Origin of the sequence: Gordonia sp. OPL2 (assembly GCF_003797825.1) — a bacterium.
GTDB lineage: Bacteria > Actinomycetota > Actinomycetes > Mycobacteriales > Mycobacteriaceae > Gordonia.
The window spans coordinates 171,640-188,068 of record NZ_RKME01000008.1 but is presented as its reverse complement, the minus strand read 5'-3'; the positions used below and the strand labels follow the sequence as shown (position 1 = coordinate 188,068).

Below are 16,429 nucleotides of genomic sequence, written 5' to 3'. Positions count from 1 at the left end.
CCATCGAACCCCGAGACGTCGCCTAACCAAACACCGGCCAACCAGGGTCGCAACCACCGACCCCATTCCAGCATGCCCCAGGGGGTCAGCTACCCAACTCACCTCACCGAACTCTTCGGATCAGGGACCGTAACCGCTCGCAAGCTCGCTCCTCAGGGACCGTAAACCGCCGTCAGCAGAAGATCCCTGAGGAGACCCGGAGCGCCAGCGCAGGGTCGTCACGAAGGGCGACGCCCACATCGCAACCGAAGTCCCCGCTCTCACACAGAGCAACGCCGGGAGCCGATGATCCGACTCCCGGCGCAGATGCCGTGCTGTGGCCGATGAACCAGCCGCGGTCCGATCAGCCGAAGCGTCCCGAGATGTAGTCCTCGGTCTCCTTCTTGACGGGGTTGGAGAACATCGTCTCCGTGTCGTTGATCTCGACCAGCTGACCCGGCTGACCGACGCCCTCGAGGTTGAAGAACGCGGTCTGATCACTCACGCGAGCCGCCTGCTGCATGTTGTGGGTGACGATCACGATGGTGTACTCCTTCTTGAGCTCACCCATCAGATCCTCGATCGCCAGCGTCGAGATCGGGTCGAGCGCGGAGCACGGCTCGTCCATCAGCAGCACGTCCGGCGACACGGCGATGGCACGCGCGATGCACAGACGCTGCTGCTGACCGCCGGAGAGGCCGCCGCCCGGCTTGTCCAGACGGTCCTTGACCTCTTCCCACAGGTTCGCGCCCTTGAGGCTGCGCTCGGCGACATCGTCGAGCTGGGACTTGCTGCGGACACCCTGCAGCTTCAGACCGGCGACCACGTTGTCGCGGATCGACATCGTGGGGAACGGGTTGGGGCGCTGGAAGACCATGCCGATGGTCGACCGGACGCTCACCGGGTCGATGCCCTTGGCGTAGATGTCCTCGCCGTCGAGGAGCACCTTGCCCTGCGCGTACGCCCCGGGGGTGACCTCGTGCATGCGGTTGAGGGTCCGCAGCACCGTCGACTTGCCGCAGCCGGAGGGCCCGATGAAGGCGGTGATGCAGCGCGGCGGAACCTCGAGGCTCACGTCCTTCACCGCATGGAAGGCACCGTAATAGATGTTCAGGTCTTTGATGTCGAGGCGCTTGGCCATGATCTGTCCGTTCGTGGTCGAGAAGTGGTCGGGTTCTGCCGGGTCGGTCGGTCAGCCCTTGGGGGCGAACACCTTGGACACGACCTTGGCGCCGAAGTAGATGATCGCGACGAGGATGACGAGGGTGAGCGCGGCACCCCAGACGGTGTCGAAGGCACTCGGCCCGTTGTTGTACTGCTGAACCATCATGAGCGGCAACGACTCCTGGTTGCCGTCGAAGGGATTCCAGTTCATCGCCCGGGTCGCGCCGACCAGGATCAGCACCGGTGCGGACTCGCCCATCACGCGGGCGATGGCGAGCATGACGCCGGTGATGATGCCGGACATGGCCGTCGGCAACACGATCCGTGCGATCGTCTTCCACTTCGGGATGCCCAGGGCGTAGGAGGCCTCGCGCAGATCCTGCGGGACGATCTTGAGCATCTCCTCGGTGGCCCGGACCACCAGCGGCACCATCAGCAGCACCAGCGCGATCGCGACGACGAAGCCGGACCGCGGCAGTCCCAGCGTGGTGCGCCACACCGCGTACACGAACAGCGCGGCGACGATCGACGGAACACCGGAGAGGATGTCGACCATGAAGGTGGTGACACGGGCCAGCAGCGACTTGCGGTTGCTGTACTCCACCAGATAGATCGCGACGAAGATGCCCAGCGGCACCGAGATCACCGCGGCCAGCGCGGTCTGGATCAACGTGCCGACGATGGCGTTCGCGGCGCCGCCGTAGCGTTCGGCACGGAACCACCAGTCCGGATCGAGGATCGGCTCGATGCCCCGCGCGACGAGCGTGATGACCAGCCAGAATAGCGGGACCAGCGCGATCAGCAGGGCGAGGGTGACCAGCACGCCGGCCGCACTGTTGCCGATCTTGCGGCGTGCTGAGAGCGGGATGAATCCGGCCGGGCGGGTCTTGACCGGGTCAGTGCCCGGGTTCTCTGTGGTCACGGACATGTCACTTCTTCTTTCCGGTGACCACCGCGCGGGCGGCGGCGTTGACGAGGAAGGTCAGCACGAAGAGGGTGAGGCCGGCGGAGATGTAGGCACCGGTCTTGGCGGGTGAGTCGAACTCGGCCGCGTTGTTGGCGATCTTCGTCGCGAACGTCTCGCCACTCTCCATCAGGTTGAAGTTCATGGGTCCGGCGGTCGAGATGATCAGCAGCAGCGCCATGGTCTCACCGAGTGCACGACCGAGGCCCAGCATCGAGCCGCTGATGTAGCCGGAGAAGCCGAACGGCAGGACGGCGACCCGCACGACCTCCCACTTCGTCGCGCCGAGCGCCAGCGCGGCCTCGCGGTGCCCCTTCGGCGTCTGGATGAACACCTCGCGGGTTACCGCGGTGATGATCGGGAGGATCATCACCGCCAGGACGATGCCGGCGGTGAGCAGCGTGCCGCCGGTCGACATGTTGGCGACCTGCGTGGGCTCTTGGAAGAACGGCAGGAAGCCGAGATGGCCGACGAGCCACTCGTTGACGGGGACCAGCGCGGGCCCGAGCACGAGGATGCCCCAGAGGCCGTACACGATCGACGGCACCGCGGCCAGGAGGTCGACGGTGTAGGTGATCGGCCCGACGAGCCGTTTGGGCGCGTACTCGGTGAGGAAGATCGAGATGCCGAGAGAGATCGGCATCGCGAGGATCAGCGCGATGACCGAGACCACGACCGTCGCGTAGAACAGCTGAGGGATGCCGAACTTGAGTTCGGTTCCGGTGGTGATCCACTCGCCCTGATAGGTGAAGAAGTTCGCGGTGTTCTTCGCGAGCGACGGGATCGCCTGCGCCAGCAGGAACAGCGCGATCAGCGCGATGATGACCGAGACGAGGATGCCCGAACCCACCGAGAGGGTACGGAAGATCTGGTCGCCCAGTCGGCTGCTCTTGCCCGAACGCAGGCCCTCGGTGTCGCCTCCGGGTTCGATGGGGGCCCCGGGCAGCGTCGGGTCACCGGGGTGTTCACCCTGCTGCTCGCTGAGAGAGGTCATGCGTCCTTCTGGTTCGGCTCTGGTCATGGCCGGTCACTTCCCGTGATCGTCAGGTATCAGTCTGTCAACCGATGTCGCGGGGCCGCAAAAGATGGCGGCCCCGCGACATCGATCAGGTGGTCACTGGGAGTTCGAACCGCCCGAGGCCTGGCCGAGTGCGTCGACACTGCCCTGCAGGGTGGTCTTGAAACCCTGCGGGAGTGCGACGTAGCCGATCTCGGCGAGGCCGTCCTGTCCCTGGTTGAGGATCTCGGTGAACGCCGACTTCAGCGTGTTCGAGGTCGCCTCGTCGGCGTACCCGGCCGAGCAGACGATCGAGTACGGGGTCAGCAGCAGCGGGTAGGAACCCGCTTCCTTCGACGCGTACAGCGAGTCGGTGTCGACCACGAGGTCCTTGCTGCCCGGGGTCTTGAACTTGACGGTGTCGAGCGCCTTGCCCGCGGTCTCGTTGGTCAGCTTGACCGGGCCTGCACCGAAGTCCACGGCGGCGACGCCGAGGTCGTTCTCGGTCGCGAAGCCCCACTCGACGTAGGTGATCGACCCCGGGGTCTTCTTCACGGTGTCACCGACACCGGTGGACTTGGCGGCACCCGAACCACCCTTGCCCTGGAATTCCTTGCTGTGCTCGTACGGCCACGCCTGGGGCGCCGACGCCTGCAGGAAGCGCTGGAAGTTGTCGGTGGTGCCCGAGCTGTCGCTGCGGTGGACCGGCACGATGTCCTCGGCGGGGAGGGTCACACCCGGGTTGAGCGCGGCGATCGCCGGGTCGTTCCACGTGGTGATCTTCGAGTCGAAGATGCCGGCGAGAACCGTCGGGTTGAGGTTGAGGTTGTCGACACCCTCGACGTTGTAGGCGATCGCAACCGGTCCCGCGACGAGCGGGAGGTGCCAGGCGTCGTTGCCGTTGCAGCGTTCCTTGGCCTGGGTGATCTCATCGCCCTTGAGGGCGGAGTCCGAACCGGCGAAGTCGACGTCGCCGGCGATGAACTTCTTGATGCCGTCGCCGGAGCCGCTGCCGGTGTAGTCGAGGACGATGTCGGAGTTGTCGGTGAGCACCTGGCTGAAGTGCTCCATCGCCTTCTGCTGTGCGGTCGACCCCTCGCCGCTCACGGTCTGGCTATCCCCACCGCCACTGCACGCACTGAGCAGGGCCACCGCTGCAATGGTCGACACTGCCGCCATCGCGCCATTCCGATTGATCTTCACCGCGTCACGTTGCCTTTCGATCGATGACCCCGGCACTCCGGGGTGTCCGAATTGAGACGCTAGGCCGGGCTGGTGGACGATCTGCCGACACCAGGTGAACGGAGGGTGAATTGGGCGCGGCACGATAGTAAGGTGGCCCTTTGCTACGCTGGTCAGCGATCATCATGAGCATCCTCTCTGCGGCCGCGCATGCCGCGGCGGGCACATCCCGCTCGTCCGTCCGGGTCGCCGCGGTCGATCTCCAGCACAGTCGCCGCCGTTCGTCGGCGGTCTTCGGCCCGATGGCCCTCCCGTCACGCGACGTCGCGGTGCGACGACTGCGGGAGATGATCGCCGCCGGACCTGCCTTCCGCCTCGGACTGGTGCCGTCGGCATCGCAGATACGTTGGCGAACAACGGCTTCCGACATTGCCGACTCAGTGACGGAGGTGGCTCCCCTCGCCCGAGACGGGGATCCGCTCACCCTGCTCGAGACCGTCCGGTCATTGCCCGACGCCGGTGTGCGGATCGTCCTCGCCGGCGATACCACCGCCATCGATTTCAGCCACGGCCTCGGCGATGTCGCGTTCGCGCAGGCCGTCGTCGACGTGATGCTCGGCGGGGTGCCGCTGACCGACACCCATTGGGACCCCTACCGTCGGCGCGGCTCGCGCTTGCTGACGGCGGCCGCCCGGACCTTCGGCAGCGACCCTCGACGTCTGGTCGACCTCGCGCGCTTCCATCACCGACGACTGCCCGCCGCGCCGGTGGACGCCGGCCGCACCCGCACGATCGCGCACTCGGCGCCCGACGCACGCACGGTCCGACTGTCCGACGACGACGTCGCCGCACTGCGTTCGCTCCGGGACCGCCACCTGCCAGGCGTGAGCATGTTCGTGATCCACACCTGCGCACTGCTCGCCGCCCTCGACGATGCGGGCATCGCGACCAACCGCGACGTCACGATCCCGTTCGACGCGCGACCGTACCTGCCCGCGTCGATGGGAACGCTCGCCTCTTTCTCGGCCGGATTGGCCTTCCCCCTCGACGTCGCGACACGTGCCGACGAATTGCAGGCGATGATGACCGCCGCGGCCCGCATGGGACGTCCGGTCGCGAACCTCGCGGTCAGCACAGTCAAGGTGCATCTGGCCAGGCGATCACATCTCCTCGCCGCAGAGGATCCGCGGACGGTCCCCGCCACCGCACCGCGCGCCGACCTGCTGCATTCCTTCGTGGGCCGCATCCCACAGACGACGTACTCACCCTTCACCGACCCCGACCGCGCCGCGACGCTCATCGTCAGCGATCCGGTGTCGCCTGCGGGGATCACCGTGACGTCGGCGACGTCGGGCGACAACGCACTCTGCGTGACGGCCGCATTCCACCCGTCGGTGTTCGACGGCGAGCGGATCGGCTCCGCGCTGTCCGGACTCGCCGACCACGCGAAACGGGTCATCACCGCGTGACGTCGAGCACATTCTGATAGGGAACCCTTAGCTAGGTAAGCCTCCCCTTAGAGATGCGCTACTGTAAACCACGTCTGTTGTACTTCCTGCGCTCGAAAGTCCCGTGGTCTCGTGTCTGTCCCCGCTCCGACGGTGTCACCGTCGGTCCCCTCCCCCCGCCTGTCGGTGATCATCTGTTGCTACACGACGGATCGGATGGAGGCGTTGCGCGCCGCGATCGACAGCACCACCGCTCAGATCGGAGCCGCCGACGAGGTGATCGTCGTCGTCGATCACAACACCGGCCTCCTCGAACGACTGCGCACCGACGACACCACCCGGCGCGGCGTCCACGTCGTGCCCAACACCGAGACCCGCGGACTCTCGGGCGCACGCAACACCGGACTGGCCGCAGCGACCGGTGAGGTCGTCGTGTTCCTCGACGACGACGCCGCGCTGGAACCGGAGGCGCTGGCCGGCATCCGCACCCGATTCGCCCGACCGGAGCTCGTCGCCGTCGGCGGCGCGGTCGACGCGCAGTGGGACGGCGACCGCCCACCATCGTGGTTCCCGTCCGAGTTCGGTTGGGTCGTCGGCTGCGACTACCGGGGCCTTCCCGCCGACGGTGCGACCATCCGCAACCCGATCGGCGCGGCGATGGCCGTTCGCCGCGACGCGCTGACGGTGATCGGCGGTTTCTCTCACCAGCTCGGTCGGCGGGGCACCTTCCCCGCCGGGTGCGAGGAGACCCTGATGGGAATCGCTCTGCGCGAACACTTCCCGACCTCCGACATCGTCCGCGACACCGCGTTCCGGGTCCGCCACCGGGTCACCGCCGACCGCGCGACCATCCGTTACTTCCTGCACCGCTGTTTCCAGGAGGGCCGGTCCAAGGCCGTGCTCGCCGCCCTCGCCTCCACCTCGACCGCGCTGTCGAGCGAACGTTCCTATGCCGCCCGGACATTGACATCGGGACTCTGGCTCCACCGACGGAGACCGCTGCGGGCCCTGGCGCTCGTCGTCGGATTCGCCGCCACCACCGGAGGTTTCGTGGTCGGCACCGTCGCCACCCGCCTGCGTGACCTGCCCCGAGAGGACTCCCGACGATGAGCCGAGCCGACGCCTTCCTGCGAGATCCACGCGTCGCCCGCGTCAGCGCGATCGTGCTGCTGCAGTACTTCGCCGTCGAATGGGTCGTGTCCGCGACGTGGCGCGGTGAATACGCCTACCGGACCGACACCGTCGGTCCGCTCGGCATCCCGTTCTGCGGCCCGCAGGGCACCTGGCCCTGCAGCGCGCTGTACCCGGCGATGAACGTCTCGTTCGTCATCACCGGCCTGGCCATCGCGGTCATCGGTGGTTCCTGGTTGATCCGGCGTGCCGTCGCCGTGCCCGCGGGCGGTGCACTCGCCATCGCCGGCGGTGCACTCGTCGTCGCCGGTGTCATCACCGAGAAGACCGACTACCCAGTGCATGTCACCGCGATGACCGTCTTCTACGTCTTCGGCGCCCTGAGTTGTCTTCTCATCGGGGTCTCCGGACCCACGCGACTGCCGAAGACCTCCCGCACCGCACTCACCATCGGCGGCGGCGTCGCGACCGTCGCCTACTTCTGCTTCGCCGGCGGCCTCACCGCCTGGCTGGGCAGCGGCGGCACCGAACGGGCCATCATCTACGGCATTCTCGTCGGGCTGCTGGTGGCCGGTGTCGCCGGCACGTCCGCGGCACCGGACCGACGCCGGGCCGGCGCACACCGCGCCGAGGACCGTGCCGACGCCGACGCCGAGACCACCGAGCTCGCCACCACCCCGGGCCCCGCGTGAGACCGCCGCGCCCCGCATGGGGTGTCGTCGCCGGTGCGATCACGATGACCGCATGCCTGTCCGCGTGCGCATTGCCCTTCGGCAACGCCACCTCCGATCCATCCGTTGGTCGAACGTTGTTCGCCGACGAATTCGACGGCCCCGCAGGGCCGGTCGGTGCACCGTGGCAGGCCCAGACCGGGGGCGGCGGCTGGGGCAACGACGAGATGCAGGTCTACACCGACGACCTGGCGAACGTCCGGGTCGACGGCGAGGGGCACCTCGCGATCACGGCCCGCTACGACGGCACCACGATCACCAGCGCCCGGCTGACCACCGCGGGCAGACAGTCGGTCACCTACGGGCGCGTCGAGGCACGCATCTCCCTGCCCGGCGGGCGGGGTCTGCACCCCGCGTTCTGGCTTCTCGGCGACAACCTCGATCAGGTCGGTTGGCCACGAGCCGGGGAAATCGACGTGATCGAGACAGTCAACGACGCCGGCGAGTTCCACAGCAGCATCCACGCTCCGCAGGAGTCGTCGGTGCGCGGACAGACCGTGTCGGCGTCCGGGGCGCCGCCCACTCCGCTCGCGGGCACGTTCCACACGTACTGGATGACCAAGTCCCCCGGCCGGATCGAGACCGGCATCGACGACACTCCCCTGTTCGTCGTCACCCCTGCCGATCTCGCGGCCGATTCGCAGTGGGTGTTCGACGCCCCGTTCCATCTGCTCCTGACGCTCGCCGTCGGTGGCAACTGGCCCGGACCGCCCGACGAGTCGACTCCTGATCCGTCCACCATGCTCGTCGACTGGGTGCGGGTGAGCGCGCTGTGACCGACCACATCCTCCGTCCCGCGATGTCCGTCGAGGGGTCTCCCGAATGGCCGGGCGCGACCTGGATCGGCATCCTCGATCTGGCCGATCTCGCGGCCGACCCCGACCCGAATGCCGGCGATGCGACCGGTCGAACAACCGGCGACGATCCCACCATCACCGAGGCAGTCTGCGTCGCACCGGGTTCCGACGGCTTCGGGCGGGCCCGCATCCTCATCCGCGACGGACTCGCACCGGTGCACTTCGTCGAGGCGCCGCTGGCCGACGGGCGTGTGCGACTGCCCCTTCCCACGCGGTCGACACCCGATCGCGACGTCGTCGACGACGTCTCGCTCCCGCCCATGTCGGTGGTGCTGTGCACACGTGAACGGCCGGACCATCTGCGCGGCGCGCTCGCGTCGCTGCTCCTGGTCGATCACCCCGACTTCGAGATCATCGTCGTCGACAACGCCCCGACGACCGACGCGACCGAACGGGTCGTCGCCGAGATCGCCGACGAGCGGGTGCGCCGGATCGTCGAACCGGTGGCCGGCCTGTCGAGTGCACGCAACGCCGGACTGCGCGCGGCCCGACACGAGCTCGTCGCCTACACCGACGACGACGTGGTCGCCGATCCTGGATGGCTGCGCGGCCTGGCACTGGGCTTCTCCCGCTCGGACGACGTCGTGTGCGTGTGCGGCACCGTGCCCAGCGGCGAGCTCCGGACACTGCCGCAGGCCTACTTCGACTGGCGGGTGTCCTGGGCCGACAACCTCGAACCGCGCGTGTACTCGATGGCGATGCCCCCCGAGGATGTCCCGCTGTTCCCGTTCCAGGTCGGCGTCTACGGCACCGGCGCCAACTTCGCGATCCGTCGGGATGCGGCGATCGCGTTGGGCGCCTTCGACGAACGGCTCGGCGCCGGCACCGTCACCCGCGGCGGCGAGGATCTCGACATGTTCTTCCGGGTCCTGGTCGCCGGGCACGCACTCGCGACGGAACCGTCGTCGATCATCTGGCATCGCCATCGCAGCGACAACGACGCACTCCTGTCGCAGGCCCGCGGCTACGGAGTCGGGCTGGGTGCCTGGCTGACCAAGGTCGCCGTGACCCGCGAGCACCGCAGACTCGCGTTCTCGGTGCTGCGCAGGCGCCATCGCGCGGTGGCACGGGCGGGGGCCGCGTACGGCGCGATCGCCGCCCCGCCGCCCGAGTTCCTCAGCAGCGTGCCCTCGTCGGTGGGTCGGGTCGAGGTCTTCTCCGTGCTGGCGGGACCGAGCGCGCTGTGGCGCGAGGGCCGACGACGGCGCTCCCGTGTACGTCGGGCGGCCGCGAACACTCACCTGGCAGGAAAGCACTCATGACCGCCACCATCCATCCGCCCGATGTCGAACACGACGACGGTCCGCAGGCGTCGACCCCGGTGGATCAGAAGAGGCTCTCGCGCAGCCGATTCCGGCCCGCCGACATCGCGCTCGTCGCCGCGACGGCGGGACTCGCCGGCCTGCTTCCGCTCGGCGGCCCGCTCAAGGCGATCCTGGTCATCACCTTCGTGCTGCTCGGCCCGGGTGCGGCACTGGCCACCTGGGTGCGGGTCCCGCGGTCGGCCCGCGCGGCCGCGATCCCCACGCTCGGCATGGCGATCGTGACCATCGCGTCCATCACCGCGATGTGGTCGTATCGGTGGGAACCCACGGCAATCCTCGTGCTGCTCTGCGTGGCGTCGGCGGGCAGCAGCGCAGTCTGGTACGTCCGTACCGGTGCGTGGCCCGACGTCCGCACCTGGCCGGTAGCCGCAGCACACACCTGCCGTGCGGTGATCACCGCTCCCGGACTCAATCCCCCGACGGTCATCGTGGCGATCGCGCTGATCATCTGGGCCATCGCCCTGCCGACGCTTCCCGGGACCGATGCGAGCTTCTACGGACTGCTCGCCTCGGGCAGCGGACGTCTGTTGATCCCGGCGATACTGTTGACCGCCATCGCATTCGTCTGGGCGACGGTCACACGCCGTCTCGGTGCGGCAGTCCTGGCGATCGGCGCCGCGATCGTCATCGCACGCGTCACGACCTGGCTCGGTACCGAGGTCCCGCTCTACGACTGGACCTACAAGCACATCGGCGTGGTGCGCTACATCGTCACCCACGATCTGATCCAGCCCAACGGCACCGACATCTACGCCCAGTGGCCGGCCTTCTTCGTGACGTCCGCGTGGTTCTCCGAGGTCACCGGTCTCGACCCGATGACGATGGCGCACGTGTTCGCACCGTTCGTACACGTGGTGCTGGCCGTGATCGTCTACTCGGCCGCACGGGTTCTCGGGCAGACACCGCGCGTGGCCCTCGTCGCAGCGTTCATCGCCGAGGTGGCCAACTGGGTCGGGCAGGACTACTTCTCACCGCAGGCATGGACCCTCTTGCTCGCGTTCGGATTGTTGACCCTGCTCCTCGCATCCCGGGGTGCACCGCAGATGGCCGTTCTGGCGATCATCCCGTTCGCCGCGACCGTCCCGACCCATCAGCTCACCCCCTTCTGGCTCCTGGGCGCGGCAACCCTGCTGGTGTTCTTCCGGCGCATCCGCCCCTGGTGGGCCGTCGCCGCGATGATCGCCATCGCCGGCATCTACCTCGTGCTGAACTTCGACGCCGTTGCGCCCTACGGCATCCTGTCCGGCGGCAACCCGGTGGAGAACGCGACGAGCAACATCACCGCGGCCGGGGTACCCGCCAAGGAGTTCACCTCGCTCATCTGTCGCGGCTTGTCGGCAGGCGTGTTCGCGACGGCCGCAGTCGCAGCGATCTGGGCGTGGCGCACGGGTCGACGGCACGTGCTGACCCGGGTCATCCTCGCCTTCTCCGCTCTGTGCCTGCTCCTGGGCCAGAGCTACGGCGGGGAGGCGATCTTCCGTGTGTACCTGTACAGCCTCCTCGGCTGCTCCCTGTTGATCGCCCCTGCCGTCGTCGCACTCCTCGATGGGTGGCGCCGCGGCGTGCTCCGCTCCGTCGGCGCCGTCGTCGCCACCGCCGGGATGTGCCTCGCCTCGCTCGCCGGCCTGTATTCCTTTGTCGCACTGTGGCCGCTGGTCTCGGAGACGCGCACGCAGATCGACGTGATGAACTCGCTGGTGGCCTCGAGTGAGCCGGGTACGCGGATCATGATGATGACGCCGGGCGGAATGCCCAGTCGGACCACGGCCGACTATGCCGCGTTCACCCTCGCCAACCCCTACTTCGACTACCCGCTGAGTTACGACCTCGCCGAGAGCCGATTCTCCTTCCCCACAGCCGAACAGCTCGGTTTCCTGGACTGGCGTGCCGATCAGCAGGAGCACCCGACCATCGTTGCCTTCAGCACCCAGTCCGAACGCTCGATCGAGTACTACGGGGAGTACGCGCCCGGCTCGGTGGACCTGTTCAAGGAGGCGCTGTCGGAATCGCCGGAATGGACACTGCTGTACCAGAACGGCGACAACGCGATCTTCCGGCACGACGCCGGCACCGGCCCACGCTGACCAGTGGAGCGATCGCTGTCGTGAAATGAGACACAAAAGAGCCTGTGCGTTAGGCTAGCATTACCTAAGAGAATAGTATGTTGACCAGCCGATCATCTACATCACCGTCCGGCCGGGGGTTCGGAAGACATTCCGCTGAAGATGCACGGTCCCGATTTTGGAGGGGTTCCCTTGACCAACGCTTCTGATGACCTCGGCGCGGCTCCGGCCGTCGCCACGCCACCGGTCGGCGACATGAGTGAGTTCGAGCAGGACTTCGACTTCACCGACACGACCGCACCCGCCGACTCCGCGTCTTCGGACACCGTGCCGTCGGACACCGTACCGTCGAATTCCGTTCCCGCAGAGGATGCTCCGCCCCTCGGCGGAGACGCGGTCCGGGTCACCGTCGTGATCCCAACCCGCAACGAGGCTCTCAATCTCCCGTATGTCGCCGAGCGCATGCCCGAGGTGGACGAGATCGTCGTCGTCGACGGCGCGTCGGTCGACAACACCGTCGATGTCGCGCAACGACTCTGGCCGCAGGCCGTGATCGTTCACCAGACCCGCAGCGGCAAGGGCAACGCCCTCGCGTGCGGATTCGCCGCCGCGACCGGCGATGTCATCGTCATGATCGACGCCGACGGGTCGACCGATCCCGCCGAGATCCCCGCCTTCGTGGCCACGCTCATCGAGGGGGCAGACCTCGCCAAGGGCAGCCGCTTCTCGCTCGGCGGCGGCAGCGACGACATCACCACCCTGCGCAGGTTCGGCAACAAGGGCCTCAACTGGCTGGTGAACCGCATCTTCGCGACCGAGTTCGCCGACCTCTGCTACGGCTACAACGCCTTCTGGCGCCGGCACCTGCCGGTCATCGACCTGCCCGACGTCGACGCCACCGACGCCCAGTGGGGCGACGGATTCGAGGTCGAGACGATCATCAACGTCCGAATGGCGCGCGCAGACCTGATCATCCACGAGGTCGGCAGTCACGAGAGTCGACGCATCCACGGCCGCAGCAATCTCAACGCGTTCAGCGACGGACTGCGCGTCCTGCGGACCATCGATCGTGAACGGCGGTCGCGACGAGCCGGGCAACGGAGTATCAACTCCGCCACCACCCGCGTCGCCGACTGACACCTCGCGCATCGCACTCTGAGATCGAGAAGACATGATTGACAACGAGATACGGTGTCAGGTCGCCATCATCGGCGCCGGCCCGGCGGGCCTGACCCTGGCACACATGCTGCATCTGCAGGGTATCGACACCGTGGTGGTCGAGCGACAGTCCGAAACCCACGTCCGGGCGCGCATCCGTGCCGGTGTGGTCGAACAGACGACCGTCGACCTGCTCACCGAGATCGGACTCGCCGACCGCCTTCACCGAGAAGCTCTGGTGCACGACGGTTTCTACATCCGGTTCGACCGGACCACCCACCATCTCGACTTCCACCGCCACCTGGGTCGACATGCGTTCGTCTACGGGCAGACCGAACTCGTCGCCGATCTGATCGACGCCAGGCGCGAGACCGCCCGCCCGCTGTACTTCGACGCCGACGATGTCACGGTCGACGGGATCGACAGCGATCGCCCAACCGTCGAGTTCACCCATGACGGATCACGCACTCGCATCACAGCCGACTTCGTCGCCGGATGCGACGGGTTCCACGGCATCTGCCGGCAGGTCGTCGACCGGACCGCGATCCGCGTCATGGACCGGTCGTATCCGTTCGCCTGGCTGGGCATCCTGGCCCGCACCACGCCGGTGACCGACGAGGGCATGTATTGCGCACACCCGGATGGCCTGTCGGTGCACAGCATGCGCGGTCCGGAACTGACCCGGCAGTACCTCCAGGTGCCCGCCGACACCGACCTTGCCGACTGGTCCGACGAGCGGATCTGGACCGAGTTGCGCCGTCGCAGCGCGGCCGACGACCATCCCGAACTCGAGACCGGTGAGATCATCGAACGGTCCCTGGCACCGCTGCGCAGCGTGGTCACCGACCCGATGCAGCAGGGCTCACTGTTCCTGCTCGGCGACGCCGCGCACATCGTCCCCCCTACCGGGGCGAAGGGCCTGAACCTCGCGGTCTCCGACGCGTGCGTGCTCTCCCACGCCCTCGGCGTGTGGTACGCCGTCTCCGACCGCTCCGCGTTGGATGCCTACTCGGCCACCGCACTCCCGAGAATCTGGCAGGCGCAGGCATTCTCGTGGAACCTCACCACCACCCTGCATCGTCTCGGTGACGGTGAGTTCGACTGGCAGCTGCGACGGGCTCGGCTGCAACGGTGGACGTCATCGGCCGACGAGGAACGCGCCCTCGGCGAGGTCTACCTCGGACTGCCGTTCCCCACCTCGTGGCAACCCGAGGTGGTACCCGCATGACCCGCACTTCGGCTCCCTCCTCCCCTCCTTCGACACCACCCCCGACAACCGCCTCCACCGATCGGAGAACGATGTGATCGACAACCACGAATCCCGTCGACACATGTTGTCGGGCAAGCAGATCCGACTGTCGCGCATCTTCGGCGCAGCCAGTCGCCGCGCGCTGGTCGTGCCGATGGACCATTCGGTCACGGTCGGGCCGCTGGGCACGTCGACGCACGCCGATCAGACCGCTGCGGTACTGGAACGGGCGGGGGCCGACGCGCTGATCGTCCACAAGGGCCGGGCCCGCACCATCACCCCGTCGCGATTCGGATCGATGGGTCTGATCGTGCACCTCTCGGCCGGTACGAGCCTCGCCGTCGACCAGACGCGCAAGGTCCTCGTCGGTTCGGTGGAGGAATGCCTCGCCCTCGGCGCGGACGCGGTGAGTGTGCACGTGAACGTCGGTGCCCCCACCGAATCCGAACAGCTGGCCGATCTCGGTGTGGTCGCCGCCGAATGCGACCGCCTCGGGGTCCCTCTCCTCGCGATGATGTACGCCCGCGGTGGGATCGCCGATGCCGGTAACACCTCGGTGGCCACCCTCTCGCACCTCGGCGCCATCGCCACTGACCTCGGAGCGGACGTCGTCAAGCTCGACTACGCCGGATCGCCGGAGCGGATGGACGAGGTCGTCGACACCTGCCCACTGCCGATCCTCGTCGCCGGCGGACCGGCCACCGCGTCCGACGACGCCGCGATCGACTTCGGTCTGCAGGTCGTCGAATCCCGGGTGGCCGGCCTGAGTTTCGGTCGGCTCATCTTCGGCGCCGAGCACCCGCACCGGGTCGCCTCCACCCTGGCGGACCGGCTCCATCGCGAGGCGATACCGTCCCGTCCGCTGACCCCGGCGCTCGAACTCGCCTGAACCGCAGGCCACAACACATCCACCCGGGCTGACAGCCACCCCGCCCGGATGACCACCGAATCTCTAGTCCCGACAGCCAGAAAGACCATCGTGAGCACCTCCACCGACATCGTCACCGACGACATCACCCCCCTGTCCGCGGTCGCCTCGGACCCCTCCGCCATCGAGACCGCCACCCGCCGTGAGCACCTCGCCTGGATCGACGTCCGCGGCGTCGCCGATCATCTGCGAGACGCCCTGGTACAGGCCGCCATCCATCACCGCATCAGCGGCATCGTCAGCGACGACCCGGACCTGCTCGCCGACCTTCCGCCGACGGTGCGTCGCGTGCTCGCCGCCACCGGCGCCTCCGTCGACGCCGACGTCGCAGCAACCGTCGACGTCGTCCTCGGTGCGCATTCCGGCGACGATGAGAACGTCATCGTCGACGCCGGCCCCTCCGCCGAGGCCGGTGTTCACGTGGTGGTCTCGGACGCCGACACCCTGCGTCACGCCTGCGAGACCGTGCGTCGCGCACCCTGGACGGTGCTGACCTTCACCGACCCGACGAAGATCCCGCTCGAGATCGTGATCGCGGCCGCCGAGAACTCGGGTGGGCGCACCGTGACCGTCGTGAACGACATCGAGGACGCCGAGATCGTCAAGCTCGTCCTCGAGCACGGCTCCGACGGTCTGTTGCTGAGTCCGCGATCGGCCGACGACGTCGCCACCCTCGCCGAGGTCATCCGACCGAGCGCCGACCGCATCGAGCTCTCCGAACTCACCGTCACCAAGGTCGAGCACATCGGCATGGGTGAGCGTGCGTGCATCGACACCTGCTCGCTGCTGGAGAAGGACGAGGGCTGCCTGATCGGCTCGTTCTCCACCGGGATGTTCCTGTCGTGCAGCGAGACCCATCCGCTGCCGTACATGCCGACCCGTCCGTTCCGCTGGAACGCCGGTGCCGTGCACTCCTATGTCCTGGTGCCCGACAACCGCACCCGTTACGTCAGCGAACTCCAGGCGGGTCAGCCGATCCTGGCGATCCGGAGCACCGGCGAGGTCCGCGAGGTCCGCATCGGTCGCGTGAAGATCGAACGGCGCCCGCTCATCTCCGTCTCGGCGACCGCACCCGACGGCCGCAAGGTCAACGTCATCGCACAGGACGACTGGCATGTCCGGCTCCTCGGACCCGGCGGCTCGGTCAACAACGTCACCGACCTGAAGCCCGGCGACAAGCTCCTCGGTTACGCCCCCGAGGAATCCCGGCACGTCGGGCTGCCCATCACCGAGTTCTGCGACGAGCGGTAGGT

14 protein-coding genes are annotated in these 16,429 nt (G+C 67.9%); 10 read left to right on the top strand and 4 right to left on the bottom strand.

Annotation, left to right across the window (positions count from 1 at the left end; translation table 11 throughout):
• Positions 1-343: 343 nt before the first annotated feature.
• The 4 genes from pstB to pstS form a co-directional block, all read right to left on the bottom strand.
• Positions 344-1,120 (bottom strand): phosphate ABC transporter ATP-binding protein PstB, encoded by a 777-nt coding sequence (pstB, locus tag EEB19_RS11195; protein WP_187586141.1) that lies wholly within the window; start codon positions 1,118-1,120, stop codon positions 344-346.
• 51 nt (positions 1,121-1,171) lie between these two features.
• Complete coding sequence (gene pstA / locus EEB19_RS11190) at positions 1,172-2,071, bottom strand: phosphate ABC transporter permease PstA (protein ID WP_187586139.1); 900 nt, start codon at positions 2,069-2,071, stop codon at positions 1,172-1,174.
• 1 nt (position 2,072) lies between these two features.
• Entirely contained in the window at positions 2,073-3,101 is a 1,029-nt protein-coding gene (gene pstC / locus EEB19_RS11185) for a phosphate ABC transporter permease subunit PstC (RefSeq protein ID WP_187586137.1), read from the bottom strand.
• A gap of 120 nt (positions 3,102-3,221) precedes the next feature.
• Positions 3,222-4,307: a phosphate ABC transporter substrate-binding protein PstS gene (pstS, locus tag EEB19_RS11180; protein ID WP_187586135.1), complete on the bottom strand. Its 1,086-nt coding sequence runs from the start codon at positions 4,305-4,307 to the stop codon at positions 3,222-3,224.
• A 164-nt stretch (positions 4,308-4,471) separates the two neighbouring features.
• On the opposite strand from pstS, the gene EEB19_RS11175 reads away from it, so the two are divergent.
• From EEB19_RS11175 to EEB19_RS11130, 10 genes are all read left to right on the top strand, one after another.
• Positions 4,472-5,755 carry a hypothetical protein gene (locus tag EEB19_RS11175; RefSeq protein WP_187586133.1) on the top strand — a complete coding sequence of 428 codons (1,284 nt, stop codon included), beginning with the start codon at positions 4,472-4,474 and terminating at the stop codon, positions 5,753-5,755.
• Positions 5,756-5,866: 111 nt separating this feature from the next.
• Entirely contained in the window at positions 5,867-6,844 is a 978-nt protein-coding gene (locus EEB19_RS11170) for a glycosyltransferase family 2 protein (protein WP_262365583.1), read from the top strand.
• Positions 6,841-7,557, top strand: a complete 717-nt coding sequence (locus EEB19_RS11165; RefSeq protein ID WP_187586131.1) for a DUF998 domain-containing protein — start codon at positions 6,841-6,843, stop codon at positions 7,555-7,557. The genes EEB19_RS11170 and EEB19_RS11165 overlap by 4 nt, the downstream gene beginning before the upstream one ends.
• A 44-nt stretch (positions 7,558-7,601) precedes the next feature.
• Positions 7,602-8,372 (top strand): glycoside hydrolase family 16 protein, encoded by a 771-nt coding sequence (locus EEB19_RS11160; protein WP_187586130.1) that lies wholly within the window; start codon positions 7,602-7,604, stop codon positions 8,370-8,372.
• Positions 8,373-8,395: 23 nt separating this feature from the next.
• A complete protein-coding gene (locus EEB19_RS11155; protein ID WP_187586193.1) occupies positions 8,396-9,715 on the top strand; it encodes a glycosyltransferase family 2 protein in 1,320 nt (439 codons plus the stop codon).
• Positions 9,712-11,862: a hypothetical protein gene (locus tag EEB19_RS11150; protein WP_262365582.1), complete on the top strand. Its 2,151-nt coding sequence runs from the start codon at positions 9,712-9,714 to the stop codon at positions 11,860-11,862. The genes EEB19_RS11155 and EEB19_RS11150 overlap by 4 nt, the downstream gene beginning before the upstream one ends.
• Before the next feature lie 171 nt (positions 11,863-12,033).
• On the top strand, positions 12,034-12,978 hold the full coding sequence (locus EEB19_RS11145) for a glycosyltransferase family 2 protein (RefSeq protein ID WP_262365581.1): 945 nt from the start codon (positions 12,034-12,036) through the stop codon (positions 12,976-12,978).
• A gap of 34 nt (positions 12,979-13,012) precedes the next feature.
• Complete coding sequence (locus EEB19_RS11140; protein ID WP_187586128.1) at positions 13,013-14,227, top strand: 4-hydroxybenzoate 3-monooxygenase; 1,215 nt, start codon at positions 13,013-13,015, stop codon at positions 14,225-14,227.
• 103 nt (positions 14,228-14,330) lie between these two features.
• Positions 14,331-15,137: a 2-amino-3,7-dideoxy-D-threo-hept-6-ulosonate synthase gene (locus EEB19_RS11135; RefSeq protein WP_187586187.1), complete on the top strand. Its 807-nt coding sequence runs from the start codon at positions 14,331-14,333 to the stop codon at positions 15,135-15,137.
• Between the two features lie 90 nt (positions 15,138-15,227).
• Positions 15,228-16,427 (top strand): 3-dehydroquinate synthase II, encoded by a 1,200-nt coding sequence (locus EEB19_RS11130; protein ID WP_262365580.1) that lies wholly within the window; start codon positions 15,228-15,230, stop codon positions 16,425-16,427.
• Positions 16,428-16,429 lie beyond the last annotated feature (2 nt).